Annotated in this window: 15 protein-coding genes; 8 read left to right on the forward strand and 7 right to left on the reverse strand. The window is 71.7% G+C overall.

From position 1 onward, the window contains the following. The first annotated feature begins 28 nt into the window (after positions 1–28). From dacB to folE, 6 genes are all read left to right on the forward strand, one after another. Positions 29–1,603: a D-alanyl-D-alanine carboxypeptidase/D-alanyl-D-alanine endopeptidase gene (gene dacB / locus QC385_RS33875; protein WP_279545187.1), complete on the forward strand. Its 1,575-nt coding sequence runs from the start codon at positions 29–31 to the stop codon at positions 1,601–1,603. Between the two features lie 237 nt (positions 1,604–1,840). Beyond that, positions 1,841–2,968: a zinc-dependent metalloprotease gene (locus QC385_RS33880; RefSeq protein WP_279545188.1), complete on the forward strand. Its 1,128-nt coding sequence runs from the start codon at positions 1,841–1,843 to the stop codon at positions 2,966–2,968. A 196-nt stretch (positions 2,969–3,164) separates the two neighbouring features. Next, positions 3,165–4,202, forward strand: coding sequence for a tRNA lysidine(34) synthetase TilS (gene tilS / locus QC385_RS33885; protein ID WP_279545189.1), 1,038 nt, complete (start codon positions 3,165–3,167; stop codon positions 4,200–4,202). A 59-nt stretch (positions 4,203–4,261) separates the two neighbouring features. After that, a complete protein-coding gene (gene hpt / locus QC385_RS33890; protein WP_086851389.1) occupies positions 4,262–4,822 on the forward strand; it encodes a hypoxanthine phosphoribosyltransferase in 561 nt (186 codons plus the stop codon). Positions 4,823–5,007: 185 nt separating this feature from the next. Next, entirely contained in the window at positions 5,008–7,050 is a 2,043-nt protein-coding gene (gene ftsH, locus QC385_RS33895) for an ATP-dependent zinc metalloprotease FtsH (protein WP_279545190.1), read from the forward strand. A 126-nt stretch (positions 7,051–7,176) separates the two neighbouring features. Further along, positions 7,177–7,782 (forward strand): GTP cyclohydrolase I FolE, encoded by a 606-nt coding sequence (gene folE / locus QC385_RS33900; protein WP_150482288.1) that lies wholly within the window; start codon positions 7,177–7,179, stop codon positions 7,780–7,782. Between the two features lie 35 nt (positions 7,783–7,817). Here folE and QC385_RS33905 read toward each other — a convergent pair whose 3' ends face one another. The 6 genes from QC385_RS33905 to QC385_RS33930 all read right to left on the reverse strand — a co-directional run bounded on the left by QC385_RS33905 (position 7,818) and on the right by QC385_RS33930 (position 12,858). After that, positions 7,818–8,306 (reverse strand): DUF3180 domain-containing protein, encoded by a 489-nt coding sequence (locus QC385_RS33905; RefSeq protein ID WP_279545191.1) that lies wholly within the window; start codon positions 8,304–8,306, stop codon positions 7,818–7,820. A 59-nt stretch (positions 8,307–8,365) separates the two neighbouring features. Further along, positions 8,366–8,977, reverse strand: coding sequence for a 2-amino-4-hydroxy-6-hydroxymethyldihydropteridine diphosphokinase (folK, locus tag QC385_RS33910; RefSeq protein WP_279545192.1), 612 nt, complete (start codon positions 8,975–8,977; stop codon positions 8,366–8,368). Next, positions 8,974–9,333 (reverse strand): dihydroneopterin aldolase, encoded by a 360-nt coding sequence (gene folB, locus QC385_RS33915; RefSeq protein WP_279545193.1) that lies wholly within the window; start codon positions 9,331–9,333, stop codon positions 8,974–8,976. Before folB ends, folK begins: the two co-directional genes overlap by 4 nt. A 236-nt stretch (positions 9,334–9,569) precedes the next feature. Beyond that, positions 9,570–10,073, reverse strand: a complete 504-nt coding sequence (locus QC385_RS33920) for a nuclear transport factor 2 family protein (protein WP_086851403.1) — start codon at positions 10,071–10,073, stop codon at positions 9,570–9,572. Beyond that, positions 10,070–10,951, reverse strand: coding sequence for a dihydropteroate synthase (gene folP / locus QC385_RS33925; protein ID WP_279545194.1), 882 nt, complete (start codon positions 10,949–10,951; stop codon positions 10,070–10,072). The genes QC385_RS33920 and folP overlap by 4 nt, the downstream gene beginning before the upstream one ends. Positions 10,952–11,013: 62 nt before the next feature. Next, complete coding sequence (locus QC385_RS33930; RefSeq protein WP_443033060.1) at positions 11,014–12,858, reverse strand: phosphatidylglycerol lysyltransferase domain-containing protein; 1,845 nt, start codon at positions 12,856–12,858, stop codon at positions 11,014–11,016. 240 nt (positions 12,859–13,098) lie between these two features. Between QC385_RS33930 and QC385_RS33935 the strand changes: the two genes are divergently transcribed. Next, entirely contained in the window at positions 13,099–14,217 is a 1,119-nt protein-coding gene (locus tag QC385_RS33935) for an alpha/beta hydrolase (protein WP_279545240.1), read from the forward strand. 145 nt (positions 14,218–14,362) lie between these two features. Continuing rightward, the gene (locus QC385_RS33940) at positions 14,363–15,526 is read left to right on the forward strand and encodes a hypothetical protein (protein WP_279545196.1); all 1,164 of its coding nucleotides are present in this window, start codon (positions 14,363–14,365) and stop codon (positions 15,524–15,526) included. Between the two features lie 82 nt (positions 15,527–15,608). On the opposite strand, the gene QC385_RS33945 is transcribed toward QC385_RS33940, so the two are convergent. After that, the gene (locus QC385_RS33945) at positions 15,609–16,898 is read right to left on the reverse strand and encodes a PH domain-containing protein (protein ID WP_279545241.1); all 1,290 of its coding nucleotides are present in this window, start codon (positions 16,896–16,898) and stop codon (positions 15,609–15,611) included. Positions 16,899–17,027: the final 129 nt, after the last annotated feature.

A 17,027-nucleotide genomic window follows, 5' to 3' on the forward strand; every position in this document is an offset into this window, starting at 1 on the left:
CGCAGGTGTGTGATCGCGAAAGGGGCTGGTGGTCGTGCCGGAGCTGCGTCCTTGGCGGGCCGCGAGACCGCACGTGGTGCGGATCGCGGGTGCCGTACGACCGCGCCTGGCCAGGGCCGCCGCAGCCGCGAAACCACGGGTCGCGCGGCTCGCCCGAGCCGGGAAACCGCAGGTCGCGCGGGTCACGCGGCCCTGGCAGTACGCCGCGGGCGCCACCACCGCCGGTCTGGCGCTGGCCGCCGGTGCGGTGACCGCCGCCGGCCCCTGGGACTCCTCGGGTCAGCGTACGGCCGAGCGGGACCGGGCCGTGGCCCTGGGCCGCGCGGGTGGCACAGATCACGGCCGTGTCCCCGGCGCGCCCGCGCAGCCCCGGCCGGCCCCCAGCGCCGGACCCGTGCTGACCGGCCTCGGCGGCGTCAGCACCGTGAAGTCCGCCCCGGACGGCAAGGCCCTCGCGAAGACCCTCACGCCCCTGCTGAAGGACCCGGCGCTCGGTCCCCGGCCCGCGGCGGCGGTCGTGGACGTCACGACCGGCAGGCGCCTGTACGGCACCGCCTCGGACGCCGCCCTCACCCCGGCCTCGACGACGAAGATCGCCACGGCCGTCGCCGCGCTGTCCGCGATGGGCGCCGACCACCGCCTCACCACCCGCGCCGCGCTGGAACCCGACACGAAGGAAGTCGTCCTGGTCGGCGGCGGCGACCCCACCCTCACGGCCCGCGATGCCTCCGACGGCTGGGCGAGCCTGCGCACCCTGGCCGACCGGACGGCCGCGGCCCTGGCCCAGCGCGGCGTCCGCGACGTCACGCTCTCCTACGACACGACCCTCTACGCGGGCAGCCAGAAGCACCCGATCGGGGTCAACCCCAATCTCGCCCTCGTCAGCCCCCTGATGGCCGACGAGGGCCGCACGGACGACTCGACGAGCGGCCCGGTCATCCGCGTGACCGACCCGGCCGCGGACGCGGCCCGCCGCTTCGGGGACCTCCTGAAGGACCGCGGCATCAAGGCCACGTCCCCCGGACTGTCGAAGGCCACGACCCGCGCGAAGACCCTGGCCACGGTCGCCTCGCCCCCGCTCTCGGCCCTCGTCGAACGGATGCTGACCGACAGCGACAACGACATCGCGGAGGCTCTCGCCCGCCACACGGCGATCGCCACGGGCCACCGGGCCGACTTCGCCGGCGCCGACCGGGCGATCAACGCCCGGCTCCGCGAACTCGGCCTGCCCGTCAAGGGAGCCGCCTTCAAGGACGGCAGCGGCCTCAACCGCGCCGACAGACTGACGGCCGACCTCCTCACCGCGCTCCTCGCCAAGGCGTCCGACCCCGCCCACCCCGAACTCCGCCCGGCCCTCACCGGCCTCCCCGTCGCCGGCTTCACCGGCACCCTGACCACCCGCTACACGGACGGCGCAGCCGGCGTGGTCCGCGCCAAGACAGGCACCCTGACCGGCGTGAACGCCCTCGCGGGCACGGTCGTCGACCAGGACGGCCGCCTGCTGGCCTTCGCCTTCATGGCCAACGACACGACAAACCCGGCGGAGGCCCAGAAGGCCCTGGACAAGGCGGCGACGACGTTGTCGGCGTGCGGCTGCCGGTAGCTGCCTCCCTGGCCGTGGGCAGTCGTTCCGCTGGGGCGATGGAGGTCCCCCTGCTCGAGCGGAGCCGAGAGCTTGGGGGAGGGTGGGCACGGCCGACAACGCCGAGTTCCGGCCAAGACACCTCAGCCCCGCCGGCCCCGGACACCGGCCACAACGCCGAGTACCCGACAGCCAACCCGGCGACCCCCAACCCTCGCCGCCCTGCCCCAGCGGCCGGCGCTCACGTACGGTTGACGCATGACGAGCATCGGTGGTGCTTCAACCGGCATGGTCGACTGGAATCTGGCGGTGGCGACCGCGACCCGGCTCGTACGGCCGGGCCCCGAAGTCAGCGCCGACGAGGCCCGGGCCGTCGTCGCCGAGCTGCGGCGGCATGCCAAGGCCTCGGAGGGACACGTCCGGGGCTTCACCCGTCTGGGCACGGAGGAGGGTCACGACACCCCCGTCCTGGTCGTCGACCGCCCGGGCTGGATCCGTGCGAACGTCGCCGGCTTCCGGGAACTCCTGAAGCCCCTGCTCGACAAGATGCAGGACCGGCGCGGCAACACCCCCGGCGGCACGGTCATGGGCGCCGTCGGCGGCAAGGTAACCGGCGTGGAGCTGGGCATGCTCCTGTCCTTCCTGGCCTCCCGCGTCCTCGGCCAGTACGAGACCTTCGCCCCGGCCACGCGCCAGCTCCCGGCCGGGGAGAACGGCGGCGGCCGGCTCCTGCTCGTCGCCCCGAACATCGTCCACGTGGAACGCGAACTCGACGTCGACCCGCACGACTTCAGGCTCTGGGTGTGCCTGCACGAGGAGACCCACCGCACGCAGTTCACCGCCGTGCCCTGGCTGCGCGACCATCTCGAGGGCGAGATCCAGTCCTTCCTCGGCGAGACCGACGTCGACCCCATGACCGTCCTGGAACGCGTACGCGAAGCCGCCCAGAGCCTCGCCGGGGGCCGCCCCGAGGCCGAGGAGGACGACGGCGGCCGGTCCCTCGTCGAGATCGTGCAGACGCCCGCCCAGCGCGAGATCCTCGGCCGGCTCACCGCCGTGATGTCCCTGCTGGAGGGCCACGCCGACTTCGTGATGGACGGCGTCGGACCGGACGTCGTGCCGAGCGTCGGGGAGATCCGCGAGAAGTTCCAGCAGCGCCGCGCCAAGGGCGCCTCCCGCCTGGACCTGGCCCTGCGCAAGCTGCTCGGCCTGGACGCCAAGCTCCGGCAGTACCGGGACGGCGAGCGCTTCGTACGGGCCGTCGTCGACGAGGTCGGCATGGACGGCTTCAACCGGGTGTGGACCTCGCCCAACACCCTCCCCACCAAGACGGAGATCGCCAAACCGGCGGACTGGATCGCGCGGGTGCATCGCAGGGCCGAGTAGTGAACATCGCGGCGAGGTCGTGAAAGGAAACGGGCCCACGGCAGGCGAACGCCCCTCCAATCACCCGTCCGAGGGACCGTGAGCGAGGGGTGGGCGTGCAATGCTCGGGGAACGGCCCGGTTCTGTCACCATCTACACACTCTGCGTGACCGACACTCGGGTTCACCCCCCGAAAACTTCATGAAGGGAACCGGACATGGGTCCCCATCCTGCGGTCGCGGCGATACGCCTGGCGGTCCGCCGCGTCCTCCACGACCTCCTCACCGAGCACCACCGCACCACCGCCGCACTCCCGCCCACCCCCTCGCACGAGCCGCCGCCCCCGCCGCTCGTGCTCGTGGCATGCTCCGGCGGCGCCGACTCCATGGCTCTGGCCTCCGCCCTCGCCTTCGAGTCCCCGAAGCTCGGCATCAGGGCCGGCGGCGTGACCGTCGATCACGGTCTCCAGCCCGGCTCCGACCTGCGGGCCGCGGAAGTCGTCCTGCGCCTGCGCGAACTCGGCCTCGACCCGGTCGACTCCGTCGCCGTGAGCGTAGGCCGCGCGGGCGGACCCGAAGCCGCCGCCCGCGACGCCCGCTACGCCGCGCTCGACACCGCCGCCGAACGCCACGGCGCCGCCGCGGTCCTGCTCGGCCACACGCGGGACGACCAGGCCGAAACCGTCCTGCTCGGCCTCGCCCGCGGCTCCGGCATCCGCTCCCTGTCCGGAATGGCCGCGGTCTCGGGGGCCGACGGCCGTTACCGGCGCCCCTTCCTGGAACTCGACCGGCAGACCGCCCGCAAGGCCTGCATGGTCCAGTCCCTGCCCGTCTGGGACGACCCCCACAACGCCGACCCGGCCTACACCCGCTCCCGGCTGCGCCACGAAGGCCTGCCCGCCCTGGAGAAGGCCCTCGGCAAGGGCGTCGTCGAGGCCCTCGCCCGTACGGCCCGGCTCTCCCGCGACGACGCCGACGCCCTCGACTCCTGGGCCGCCCAGGCCGAGACCACCGTCCGCGACGCCGCCGGGCTCCTGGAGTGCGCGAAGCTCTACGCCCTGCCGCCCGCCGTACGCCGCCGGATCCTGCGCCGGGCCGCCATCGCGGCCGGTGCCCCGGCCGGTTCGCTGTTCGCCCGGCACATCGAGGAAGTCGACCGGTTGATCACCGGCTGGCGCGGTCAGGGTGCCATCAACCTCCCCGGCAAGGTCGTGGCCCGGCGGCAGGGTGGCAGACTGGTGATTCGGCAAGGCTGAATCACGTCCCCTCCGGGAAGTCGGTGGAGGGGCCGCTCAGTCCGGGACGACCGAAAGTGATGCGGGTGGACGCGAAAGACATGGGTGCCGACCTTCAGCAGGTACTCATCACCAAGGAAGAGATCGACGCCAAGCTGGGCGAGCTGGCCGCGAAGATCGACGCGGAGTACGCGGGCAAGGACCTGCTGATCGTCGGCGTCCTCAAGGGCGCGGTGATGGTCATGGCCGATCTCGCCCGGGCGCTGTCCACCCCCCTCACCATGGACTGGATGGCCGTATCCTCGTACGGGGCGGGCACCCAGTCCTCCGGTGTGGTGCGGATCCTCAAGGACCTCGACACCGACATCAAGGGCAAGCACGTCCTCATCGTCGAGGACATCATCGACTCCGGCCTGACCCTGTCCTGGCTGATCTCCAACCTCGGCTCGCGCGAGCCCGCCTCCCTCAAGGTGTGCACGCTGCTGCGCAAGCCCGAGGCCGCGAAGGTCGCCATCGACGTGGAATGGGTCGGGTTCGACATCCCCAACGAGTTCGTCGTGGGCTACGGCCTCGACTACGCCGAGAAGTACCGCAACCTCCCGTTCGTCGGTACGCTCGCGCCCCACGTGTACGGCGGCTGAAACTCCGGCCGGGTGCCGTGACGGTGATCGGGAACCCCAGCGGACTTCCCGCCGTTGGAGCATGCGTAGACGGATCGCCAGCCGTCCCACGCGGCTTCAGGTGACAATGCTGGGGTACCGTCCGAAGAACAGGCTTTATCAAACTCACTATGGCAGGAGGGACGGGGCGGCACCGCTCCGTATGGATGGACGTGAAGCGATACTTCCGTGGGCCGGTCATGTGGATCGTGCTGGCCGTCCTTGCCGTGGTCGTGTTGATGCAGGTCGTCGGCTCGTCCGGTGGCTACAAGACGGTGGACACCGGCCAGGTCGTCCAGGCGATCAACCAGAACAAGGTGGAGTCGGCCAAGCTCACCACCGGCGATGACGAGACCATCAAGGTCACGCTCAAGAACGGCGTAAAGGTCGAGGGCAGCTCCAAGATCCAGGCGAGCTACATCGGCAACCAGGGCGAGGACATCGCCAACACGCTGCAGAACAAGTTCCAGAACAAGCAGATCCCGGACGGCTACACGGTCTCGCCGTCCAAGCAGAACCCGTTCATCGGGATGCTGATCTCTTTCCTGCTTCCCTTGATTCTCATCGTGGTCCTCTTCCTGTTCCTGATGAACCAGATGCAGGGCGGCGGCTCCCGCGTCATGAACTTCGGGAAGTCCAAGGCCAAGCTCATCACCAAGGACACCCCCAAGACGACGTTCTCGGACGTCGCCGGTTCGGACGAGGCCGTCGAGGAACTCCACGAGATCAAGGAGTTCCTCCAGGAGCCGGCCAAGTTCCAGGCCGTCGGTGCCAAGATCCCCAAGGGCGTTCTGCTCTACGGGCCTCCCGGTACCGGTAAGACCCTGCTCGCGCGTGCCGTCGCGGGCGAGGCCGGCGTGCCGTTCTACTCGATCTCCGGTTCCGACTTCGTCGAGATGTTCGTCGGTGTCGGTGCCTCCCGAGTGCGTGACCTGTTCGAGCAGGCCAAGGCGAACGCCCCGGCGATCGTCTTCGTCGACGAGATCGACGCGGTCGGCCGCCACCGCGGCGCCGGCCTCGGCGGCGGTCACGACGAGCGCGAGCAGACGCTGAACCAGCTGCTCGTCGAGATGGACGGCTTCGACGTCAAGGGCGGCGTGATCCTCATCGCCGCGACGAACCGGCCCGACATCCTCGACCCGGCGCTGCTGCGCCCCGGCCGTTTCGACCGGCAGATCGCGGTCGACCGTCCGGACATGCAGGGCCGTCTGGAGATCCTCAAGGTCCACCAGAAGGGCAAGCCGGTCGCGCCCGACGTCGACCTGTCGGCCATGGCCCGCCGTACGCCCGGCATGACGGGTGCCGATCTTGCCAACGTGCTGAACGAGGCCGCCCTGCTGACGGCCCGCAGTGACAAGAAGCTGATCGACAACCACATGCTCGACGAGGCGATCGACCGTGTGGTCGCGGGCCCGCAGAAGCGGACCCGGATCATGTCGGACAAGGAGAAGAAGATCACCGCGTACCACGAGGGCGGACACGCCCTGGTCGCGGCGGCCTCACCGAACTCCGATCCCGTCCACAAGATCACGATCCTGTCGAGAGGCCGCGCCCTCGGCTACACGATGGTGCTGCCGGACGAGGACAAGTACTCGACCACGCGCAACGAGATGCTGGACCAGCTGGCCTACATGCTGGGCGGCCGCGCGGCCGAGGAGCTCGTCTTCCACGACCCGACGACGGGTGCCGCCAACGACATCGAGAAGGCCACGGGCCTGGCCCGCGCGATGGTCACGCAGTACGGCATGACCGAGCGACTCGGCGCGATCAAGTTCGGTGGCGACAACACCGAGCCGTTCCTCGGGCGTGAGATGTCTCACCAGCGCGACTACTCGGAAGAGGTCGCGGCGCTGGTCGACGAAGAGGTCAAGAAGCTCATCGAGACCGCGCACAACGAGGCGTGGGAGATCCTGGTCGAGAACCGCGACGTCCTCGACAACCTCGTGCTGCAGCTGCTGGAGAAGGAGACGCTGGGCAAGGAGGAGATCGCCGAGATCTTCGCCCCGATCGTCAAGCGCCCGCCGCGGCCTGCCTGGACGGGTTCCTCGCGTCGTACGCCGTCCACCCGCCCGCCGGTCCTCTCCCCCAAGGAGCTGGCCCTGACGAACGGGGCGAACGGCGCGACGCCGGCCATCACCACCGCGAAGAGCACCGCGGCGGAACCCGCCCCGGCGCCCGAGCGAGCCCCGGAGGACCGCCCCGAGAGCTGACCCGCTCTCCCGGCGGCCCACCGGGCCCGGAATGGATGCCGCGCCCCCCAGGTTTTAGCCTGGGGGGCGCGGCTTTTCGCCATCTGCGCAGGCCGCCCCCTGATGGACACAGGAACGAGGCACCAGATGACCGACCCCGTGACGCTGGACGGCGAGGGCCAGATCGGCGAGTTCGACGAGAAGCGGGCCGAGAACGCCGTACGGGAGCTGCTGATCGCGGTCGGCGAGGACCCTGACCGCGAGGGACTCCGCGAGACGCCGGCGCGGGTGGCGCGGGCGTACAAGGAGATATTCGCGGGGCTGTGGCAGAAGCCCGAGGACGTGCTGACGACCACGTTCGACCTCGGGCATGACGAGATGGTGCTGGTGAAGGACATCGAGGTCCTGAGCTCGTGTGAACACCACCTTGTGCCGTTTGTCGGAGTTGCCCACGTTGGCTACATTCCGTCCGTCGAGGGCAAGATCACCGGCCTCTCCAAGCTGGCGCGGCTCGTGGACGTGTACGCACGGCGTCCGCAGGTGCAGGAGCGACTGACCACACAGATCGCCGACTCCCTGATGGAGATCCTGGAGCCGCGTGGCGTGATCGTCGTCATCGAGTGTGAACACATGTGCATGTCCATGCGCGGGGTCCGGAAGCCGGGTGCGAAGACGATCACCTCGGCGGTCCGCGGCCAGCTTCGTGATCCAGCGACCCGCAATGAGGCCATGAGCCTGATCATGGCGCGCTGACCCGCCCCCCGGACCTTCCCGGCTCCCGGGGCGGGTCACGTCGTCGGGGCCGCCCCCGTGCCGTCGTGTTCGTCGTCCTCCGGGAGCTTGCAGACGCGCTCCAGGAAGAGGGCGGCCGCTATGACGCCGATGCCCGCGAGGACCGAGAACCCGGCGGAGATGGCCTGGTCGCGGCGGGCGGGGTTGTCGAGGGACTCCAGCAGGAAGACGCCGGTGCCGCCGTACATGCCGGCGACGAGGGCGGCGACCAGGGCGCTGGCCTGGCCGAAGACGACCGCGCGGGCCGCCATCATCGGGTCGACGCCCTTGGCGTCGGGCTGCCGCTCGCGCTGGGCCTTCAGCCGGGCGCGGATCGAGAGCGCCGTGGCCAGCAGGACCACGGCGATCAGAGCCAGGGCGATGGGGGCGGCCAGGGGGATGCTCGGCAGCGTCCCGATCGAGTTCCACAGGCGGGCGCCCGCCCAGGACAGCACCCCTGCCACGACGAAGACCCCGGCCAGCACCCTGATGCGCAGCTCTTTCACAGTGTCCCTTCGGTTCCCCCGGCTCCGGCCTGGTTGTGCGGCCGTCTCGACCTTAACGGCTACTCGGGCAGCCGGAGTTCCAAGTCCGGGCGGGGCGCCACGCCCTCGCGGGTGACGGCGTCCAGCAGGCCGGCGACCGGGCCGCGCCCGGGCAGCTGCGCCTCGGGGTCCAGGTCGTGCCAGGGGGCCAGGACGAAGGCGCGCTCGTGGGCGCGGGGGTGGGGGAGCGTGAGCTGCGGGTCGTCGGAGACGACGTCGGCGTAGGAGACGATGTCGACGTCCAGGGTGCGGGGGCCCCAGTGCTCGTCCCGGACGCGGTGGAAGGCCTCCTCCACCGCGTGCGCGCGCTCCAGGAGCGAGGACGGCGGGAGGGTGGTCTTCAGGACCACGACCGCGTTGAAGTAGGCGGGCTGGCTGCCGGGCTCCACACCCCAGGGTTCGGTCTCGTAGACCGGGGAGACGGCCTTGATGCGGAGGCCGGGGGTGTCCTCCAGGGCGTCGACGGCTCCCTGAAGGGTCTCCAGGCGGTTGCCGAGGTTGGAGCCGAGGGCGACCACGGCCAGTTTCGGGTTGCTGAGCGTGGTGTCGGCGGCGTCGACCTTCTCGACGACGGAGGCGGGTACCGGCTGTACGGTCGGGTCGCTGGGACCCTTGAGGAAGGGCGCGGTCATACTCGGCTCCGGGTGATGGTGACGGTCACGTCGTCGAAGGGGACCGTGATCGGGGCGTCCGGCTTGTGGACGCACACCTCGACCTCCCGGACCCCGTCGTGCTTCAGACAGACCTGGGCGATGCGCTCGGCGAGCGTCTCGATGAGGTTGAGGGGCTCGCCCTGGACGACGGCCACGACCTCCTCGGCCACGATGCCGTAGTGCACGGTCTTCGCCAGGTCGTCGTCGGCCGCGGCCGGCCGGGTGTCCAGGCCGAGGACGAGGTCCACGATGAAGGTCTGGCCCTCCTCGCGTTCCCTCGGGAACACACCGTGGTGCCCGCGGGCCTTCAGGCCGCGCAGCGCGACACGATCCACGCGAATCACTCCTGCAATCGTCGGTCACGGCCGGTCCGTGCCGTGTGCGGTCGGCACACCGGCCTCGTCGAATCTACCTGTGAGCCCGGACGGGGCCGGGCCACGGGGGCGTGGGCCCGGGCCGGGACCGGGAGGATTCACCCGGCGTTTCCCCTGGAGAACCCGGCGGCTCACGGGTTGGTAGCCGCCCATACCCGCGGGTCCGTGATTCCAACCACTTCCTGCTGCGTACCCACTCAGGCGGGGGTGTCGTCCTGCTCGTCCTCGTCGGTTTCGGCCAGAACGGGGGAAGCGTGGTGCGACCAGAGTTTCCATCCCGAGGGCGTGCGCCGGAACACGTTGGTGGCGACCACGAGCTGGCCGACGAGCGGGCCGAGTTCCTCGTCGCCCTCGGGTGCGGGACCGCCGCTGAGGATGTTCTCCGTGCAGGTCACCAGGGCGGTGTCGCCGGTCACCGAGACGTGCACGTCGGTGAGGAAGAACTGGATGTAGTCGGTGTTCGCCATGATCAGCGCGTACGACCGGAGGACCTCGCCGCGGCCGGTGAGCACCGGCCAGCCGGGGTGCACGCAGGAGACCACGCCGGTGTCGGCCGGGTCGTGGTACGTCTCGTCGACGCCCAGGTCGGAGGGGGTCAGCCAGAGCGACGCCAGTTCCTCGAAGTCGCCCTGTTCCAGCGCCTCGTAGAAGGCGGTGTTGGCGGCCTCGACCTGTTCGACGTCGGTGTGCGGGGCGCTCACCGGGTTCCTTCTGCGCCGGTGCGTGCCTGTGCGATGGCGTGGGCGACGCGTACGGCGTCCGCCGTGGCGCGTACCTCGTGCACGCGTACCGCCCACGCGCCGGCGTGCGCCGCGAGCGCGGAGACGGCCGCGGTGGCCGCGTCACGTTCGCGTGCGGGCGGGGGCGGGCCGTCCGGGCCGGCGAGGACCCGGCCGAGGAACCGCTTGCGGGAGGCGGCGACGAGCAGCGGGTGGCCGAGGGCGAGGACCCGGTCGAGGCCCGCGATGAGCGCGAGGTCGTGCTCGGCGTCCTTGGAGAAGCCGAGGCCGGGGTCGACGACGATCCGGTCGGGGGCGATACCGCCCGCCAGCACGGCCTCCACGCGCGCGTGCAGCTCGTCGACGACCTCGGTGACGACGTCGGCGTACACGCCGCGGACGTTGCCGCCCTGGAGGAAGCCGCGCCAGTGCATGACGACGAAGGGGGCGCCGGCGTCGGCGACGGCCGGGATCATGCGGGGGTCGGCGAGACCGCCGCTGACGTCGTTGACGAGGGCGGCGCCCGCCGCGAGGGCCCGTTCGGCGACGGAGGCGCGCATGGTGTCGACCGAGACGGTGACGCCTTCGGAGGCCAGGCCGCGCACGACCGGGACGACACGGCGGAGTTCCTCGGCCTCGTCCACCCTGGTCGCGCCGGGGCGGGTCGACTCGCCGCCGACGTCGACCAGGTCCGCGCCCTCGGTGACCAGGTCGAGGCCGTGTTTGACGGCGGCCGTGGTGTCGAAGAAGCGGCCGCCGTCGGAGAAGGAGTCGGGGGTGACGTTCACGACTCCCATGACCGCGCAGCGGCCCCATTCCGGTAGGCCCGCCACGCGCCCGCGTCCGCTCAGGTTGCTCATATGTTCAGCGTAGGCCCCGGCGGGGGCCGTCAGGCGCTGCGGCCCGGCTCGGTCCCGACAGGTCACGCCGCCCGGACGTTCCGTTCCGTCGTCGTGCCGTGGGCGCACGGGCGGCGGCCCGACGGGCGACGGCGGCGCAAGAGGCGCGGCAAGGGGAGGGCGAGGTTGACGAATCCCTCGGCCTGCATGGCGGCGAAGCCGATGCGGGGCAGGTCGCCGGAGGCCCGGTAGACGACGAAGCGGGGCTCCCAGCGCGGCTGGAACTTGGCGTTGAACTTGTACAGCGACTCGATCTGGAACCAGCGGGAGAGGAACACCAGCAGTCCGCGCCAGGCGCGCAGCACCGGTCCGGCGCCGATCTTCTCGCCGCGGGCCAGCGCCGCGCGGAACATGGCGAAGTTGAGGGAGACGCGCGCGATGCCGAGCTTCGGGGCGGCCTGGAGGGCGGCCACGATGAGCAGTTCGTTCATGCCGGGGTCGGCGGAGCGGTCGCGGCGCATGAGGTCCAGGGAGGCGCCGTCGGTGCCCCAGGGCACGAAGTGCAGGATCGCCTTCAGATCCCCGTAGGGACCGGGGTGGTCGTCCTGCTTGTGGGCGGTGGCGATGAGGCAGTCGCCGTCGGCGGGGTCGCCGACGCGGCCCAGGGCCATGGAGAAGCCGCGTTCGGTGTCGGTGCCGCGCCAGTCGTCGGCGGCCCGCCGGATGCGGTCCAGCTCCGCCTCGCCGACGTCACGGACACGTCGTACCCGGGTCTCGTAACCGGCGCGCTCGATGCGTTTGACCATCTGGCGCACGTTGCGCATCGCGCGGCCGGCCAGCGAGAAATCCGCGACGTCCACCACCGCCTCGTCGCCCAGTTCGAGGGCGTCGAGCCCCGTCTCGCGGGTCCACACCTCGCCGCCGGTCTCGGAGCAGCCCATGACGGCGGGTGTCCAGGAGTGGGCCTTGGCCTCGTCCATGAACCGTTCGATGGCGCCCGGCCAGGCCTCGACGTCGCCGATCGGGTCGCCGCTGGCGAGCATGACACCGGAGACCACGCGGTAGGTCACGGCCGCCTTGCCGCTGGGGGAGAAGACGACGGCCTTGTCACGGCGGAGCGCGAAGTGGCCGAGGGAGTCGCGGCCGCCGTGCCGCTCCAGCAGGGCGCGCAGCCGGGCCTCGTCCTCCTCGGTGAGCTGGGCGGCCGGGTGTTCGGGGCGGAAGGCCAGGTAGATGGTGGTGACGGCGGTGAGCAGGCCGAGGGCGCCGAGCGAGAAGGCGACCGTCCAGGAGGTGTTGCCCTGGTAGTCGACCGGGCCCTCGAAGCCGAACAGTCCGTAGATGACGTGGGTGATGCGGTCGGCCAGGCTCGGGTCGCCGAGCATGCGCTCGCCGTGGACGCTGACGACGAGCAGGCCCAGCAGCATCGAACCGGCGCTCATCAGCACGAAGTTGGCGAGCGCCCGCCAGCGGCTGCGCGGGTCGGGCAGGGCCGAGAACTGGTCGCGGTGGCGCAGCAGGGGCGCCAGCAGGGCCAGTGAGATGAGCACGCCCACGATCGAGTGCCGGTAGGTGAACTGCGCGACGGCACCGGCCGGCAGCAGGGCCACGGCGGCCCGCCAGGCCCGGCGCTTGCCGCGCTTGAGGCCGTGGGCGAGCAGCAGCAACAGCACTCCGGTGCTCAGGGAGAGGGCGGCAGCGAACGGGCCGAGCGCGCCGGGCAGTACTTCGGCGATGGCGTGCATACGGCTGTGCCGGAAGCGCGGGAAGACGCCCGCGGCGATGTCCAGGACGCCCACCAGGGCGCAGGCTCTGCCGACCAGGACCGGGACGGCCTCGGGGCGTGGCCCGCGCAGCCGGTGGCGCACACGGCTCATACGGCCCGTACCGGCCGTGGCGGTTCCCTGACTCGGAACCTCGCCCGACATTCCCTCATCTGTCCTGACAGACATCGCATCCCGTTGTTCTGCGAGAGACCTTGGATCCGGTGCCGATTCGGGCATCCGGCGACATTGCGCCCTCTAGGACGGTGTCTCAGGGGGAGAGGTTCACTCCCTTCGTCAAAGCCGTTTCAAAGGCCATGGAAAGTCCGGGACAAGCGCTCGCGAAGGTGTGAGTGCGGTGAGAGGCCCCGGACGGAAAGCGCGGACAGGTAACCACCGATGGGTCTGGGTCTCACGAGCAACAAGGTGCTGGCGCTGGCGGTACTGTCCGCGGTGCTGCTGTTCGCCGGCACGGTCTGGCTGTGGCCGCGGCTGGCCCGGCGCAGCTGGCGGGCCGTGGGCGGGCGGGTCGGCCTGCTGCTCGCCACGCAGGTGGCGCTGTTCGCCGCGGTGGGCCTCGCCGCCAATCAGGCCTTCGGTTTCTACGCCAGCTGGGCGGACCTGTTCGGGCAGGAGAAGGAGCAGGGCGTGGTGGTCGACCACGCGCCGGGCGGCGGCCCGCTGGAGGTGGTCGGCTCGCGCCGGGTGCCGGGGGCGGGCGGGGTGAGTCCCCGGGCGGGCGGCCGGATCCAGGAGATCGACGTCGTGGGGCGTACGACGCGCATCGCCACGCCCGCGTACGTCTATCTGCCACCGGAGTACTTCCAGCCGCGGTACCGCACCCGTACGTTCCCCACGGCGGTCGTGCTGACCGGCTATCCGGGCACGGCCTCGGCGCTGGTGGAGAAGCTCCACTACCCGCGTACGGCGCTGGAGCTGGCCCGGGAGGGCCGGATGCCGCCGACGATCCTGGTGATGCTGCGGCCCACGGTGGCGCCGCCCCGGGACACCGAGTGCGTGGACGTCCCGGGCGGTCCGCAGACCGAGTCGTTCTTCGCCAGGGATCTGCCCGAGGCGTTGCGCACGCACTACCGGGTGGCCGATAAGCCGGGCGGTCTGGGCATCATCGGCAACTCGACAGGCGGATACTGCGCCTTGAAGATCGCCATGCACCATCCCGATGTGTATGCCGCCGGGGCGGGCTTGTCCGCGTACTACAAGGCGCCGATCGACGCCACGACGGGCGATCTCTTCCAGGGCGACAAGGGGCTCCGGAATCGTGCCGACCTGTGGTGGTACCTCAAGCACAGGCCCGCTCCCGACACCTCACTGCTCGTCACCAGCAGCAGGTCCGGCGAGTCCAACTACCGGGACACGATGCGGTTCATAGAGCGCGTGCAGGCCACCGGGCGGACGCGGATCTCGTCGATCATCCTGGAAAGCGGAGGGCACAACTTCAACACCTGGCGGCGCGAGATTCCGGCGACGCTGGAGTGGATCGGCGGGCGGCTGAACGGCCGTTGAAAATGATCTTGGGAATTCACTCCGGAGGTCCGAGGGGGCGATTCCGCTTCTTCCCGAGTTCCGATGCCGTGTGAACGCTTCGGTGTGGCTTTGTTTTTGCGGGGTGGGTCACCACGATTCGCCTACGCGCGGTAAGTTTCTGGCCATGCCACGTGGACGTCACCGCCATTCACCGCCCTTGCACAGGCTGCTGCCCCCGTCGGCGATCGCAGGCGTCTCCCTCGTCTGCGCCCTGGGGCCCTGGGTGTTCACGGAGCCGATGGTGCTCCGCGGTCTGGCCGCTGCCGCCGCGGCGACGGCGGTCGTCGGCGCGGTCGTGCTCCGCCGCTGGGACACCCAGGCGGGCAAGCGCGTCGCGGACCTCACGCGCGCGCGTGCGAGCGACGAGTGGCGCTTCGAGGAGCGGGTCGCCGAACTGGAGGCCGACCTCGAGGAGTCCCGCGAGCTGCGCGCGAAGCTGGAGCAGCGGCTGCGCGCCAAGCGGACCGAACTGGCCGGACTGCGCAACGAGCACGCCGCCCTGCTGCGCCGGTACGCCACCGCCGAGACCGAGCGCGCGAGCGTCCTGGAGGAACGCCGGGTGCTCGAGATAGAGGCGACGGTTCCGGAACGGGCCGCGCTGCCCGCGGGGGCGACGCAGACGGCGGAGGCTCCGGCGGACGCCGACGAGGCGGCCGCCGCCGACGAGCAGACGGCGATCCCCGCCGTGTTCTCGCCGGAGGGCTCCCGGCTGTTCCTGCGTGCCGCGGCGGCGCTCGCCCGGCTCGACGCCGACGCGGCCCCGGCTCCGGATCCGGACGGGGGCGGTGACGGCGACGGCGTACCGAAGGGCGACGACGCGGAGTCCGCGCGGGACGACCGGAAGGACGACCAGCGGGAGCAGACGCGGGAGGATGAGGCCAAGGGGCAGTCCGAGGCGGCCGCCGGGCACGAGCGTGCGACCGCCGGCACCGCCGCCGCCGACGAGGCCGGGCGACTCCCGGAGCCCGCCTCCCCGGGGCACTACACCGTGCCGACCGCCGTGGCCGTGGCGCCGCAGACGCCGGTGCGGCGCCACACGTCGGAAGGCGGGTTCGACTTCTTCGGTACGAAGCAGGGCACGTCGCGGGCCGCCCTGGAGGCCGTGCAGAACGAGGACCTGGCCGATGTCGTCGGCCAGGAGGCCCTCGCGCTGCACAAGGCCGAGACCGAGGCCCGGTTCAAGCCGGCGGACGAGGAGTCGCGCGGCATCGGCCAGGTCATCGACCTGACGGCCCACGACGAGACGGAGCAGATCGACGTACAGGGGCTGCGGAGCGCGGTTTCCTGACGCCCACGTCGCTGAACCTGACGCCCGCACCCGCTGAAAAGGCCCCCCGGTCGCGACCGGGGGGCCTTCGCTTTCCGGTGGGTCACGCCATCCAGCGGTCCGGCCGCGCGTCCCTGCGCCCGGTCCGTGACCGCTCCGCCTGTGCCTCGAGCAGTTCGCGTGCTTCGGCCGCGTCCCGCAGCCGTGCCCTCACCGTCTTGTTCGCGCCCGTGTCCACACACACGTCGGCCACGCCCCGGGCCCGCTCCCACGGCCCCTGCGTCATCCGTACGCTCTGCACCTTCGCGTGCGGCACCAGCGCCAGGCGCCGCCGCAGCAGCCCGGACCGCGCCGCGAACACCGAGTCCGTGACGACGAGTCCGTATCCGCGCCACCACACCGGCACACACCACCGGGCGCGGCGCGGCGACGGCGACAGGGCCGCCCGCTCCGGCACGGTCACCCCGGGCAGGACGCGCGCGACGACGACCTCCGCGATCTCGCGCGGGGCGACCGGCACCAGCACGGAGTTGGAGGAACCCGCCACGTCCAGCTCCACGCGCACCCAGCCGCGCCGCCGCCACAACAGCGGCTCCACGATCCGCACGGTCTGCACGCGCCCCGGCGGCACCGTCTCGTGGGCCCGGTCCAGCAGGCCGTGGTCGAGGCGCAGCCCGTCGGGCGACTCGGCCACCGTCCAGTCGTACTCGCCGACGAACCGCCCCACGCTGCTCGCGCCCGCCGCGCCCAGCAGGGGCAGGGCGACGGCCAGGACCGTCCACACGCTCTCCGTGGCCAGCCACAGCACGGGGGGCACGACGAGCGCCGCGGCCAGCGACCCCCAGGTCGCCCCGCTCAGCACCAGCGACATGGCGAGCACGCCGGGCGGCACCCGCAGCATCTGCCGGGACGGCGCCTCCCCGACCTCGTGCGCGGTCTCGGGCGCGAATCCGGCCGCGCGGGCGAGCAGTTCGGCCCGCAGCGCCCGCGCCTCGTCCGCGCCGAGGAAGGCCAGCTCGTCCTTCTTGTCGGTGCCTATGACGTCGAGTTTGAGTTTGGCGACGCCCGCGACCCGCGCGAGCAGGGGCTGGGTGATGTCGACGGCCTGGAGCCGCTCCAGCCGGATGTGCGCGGTGCGCCGGAACACCAGTCCGGTACGGATGCGCAGTTCGGTCTCGGTCACCGCGAAGTGCGTGAACCACCAGGAGCAGAAGCCGTACAGGGCCGCGGCCGGGAGGATCACGGCGAGGCCGATCAGCAGTGTGGTCGTGTTCAGCCGGGTCAGATGGCGCTGCGCCCCGTCGGGGTCGTGCACCGCCCAGCCGATCACCACGGCGACCGGCGCCCAGGCCCGCCTGAGCGGTGTGACGGGGTGCAGCCGCCGCTCGGCGATCCCGCTGCCGGCCCCGGCGGTCCGGGCGGCCTCGGGGGTCTCGGCGGTTCCGGCGTCCCTGGTGGTCTGTGCGGCCTCGGGGGTCTTGGCGGTTCCGGCGTCTTTGGTGGTCTGTGTGGCCTCGGCAGC

The organism is Streptomyces sp. DH10 (assembly GCF_029813805.1).
GTDB classification, from domain to species: Bacteria; Actinomycetota; Actinomycetes; order Streptomycetales; family Streptomycetaceae; genus Streptomyces; species Streptomyces coeruleofuscus.

Excerpts from the sequence above, each read along its gene's own strand:
- hpt (WP_086851389.1), top strand. The coding sequence starts at position 4,262 with ATGCGGGTGGACGCGAAAGACATGGGTGCCGACCTTCAGCAGGTACTC.
- QC385_RS33930 (WP_443033060.1), bottom strand. The coding sequence starts at position 12,858 with ATGTCGGGCGAGGTTCCGAGTCAGGGAACCGCCACGGCCGGTACGGGC.
- folK (WP_279545192.1), bottom strand. The coding sequence starts at position 8,977 with ATGACCGCGCCCTTCCTCAAGGGTCCCAGCGACCCGACCGTACAGCCG.
- ftsH (WP_279545190.1), top strand. The coding sequence starts at position 5,008 with ATGGACGTGAAGCGATACTTCCGTGGGCCGGTCATGTGGATCGTGCTG.
- QC385_RS33940 (WP_279545196.1), top strand. The coding sequence starts at position 14,363 with ATGCCACGTGGACGTCACCGCCATTCACCGCCCTTGCACAGGCTGCTG.
- folP (WP_279545194.1), bottom strand. The coding sequence starts at position 10,951 with ATGAGCAACCTGAGCGGACGCGGGCGCGTGGCGGGCCTACCGGAATGG.
- tilS (WP_279545189.1), top strand. The coding sequence starts at position 3,165 with ATGGGTCCCCATCCTGCGGTCGCGGCGATACGCCTGGCGGTCCGCCGC.
- QC385_RS33880 (WP_279545188.1), top strand. The coding sequence starts at position 1,841 with ATGACGAGCATCGGTGGTGCTTCAACCGGCATGGTCGACTGGAATCTG.
- folE (WP_150482288.1), top strand. The coding sequence starts at position 7,177 with ATGACCGACCCCGTGACGCTGGACGGCGAGGGCCAGATCGGCGAGTTC.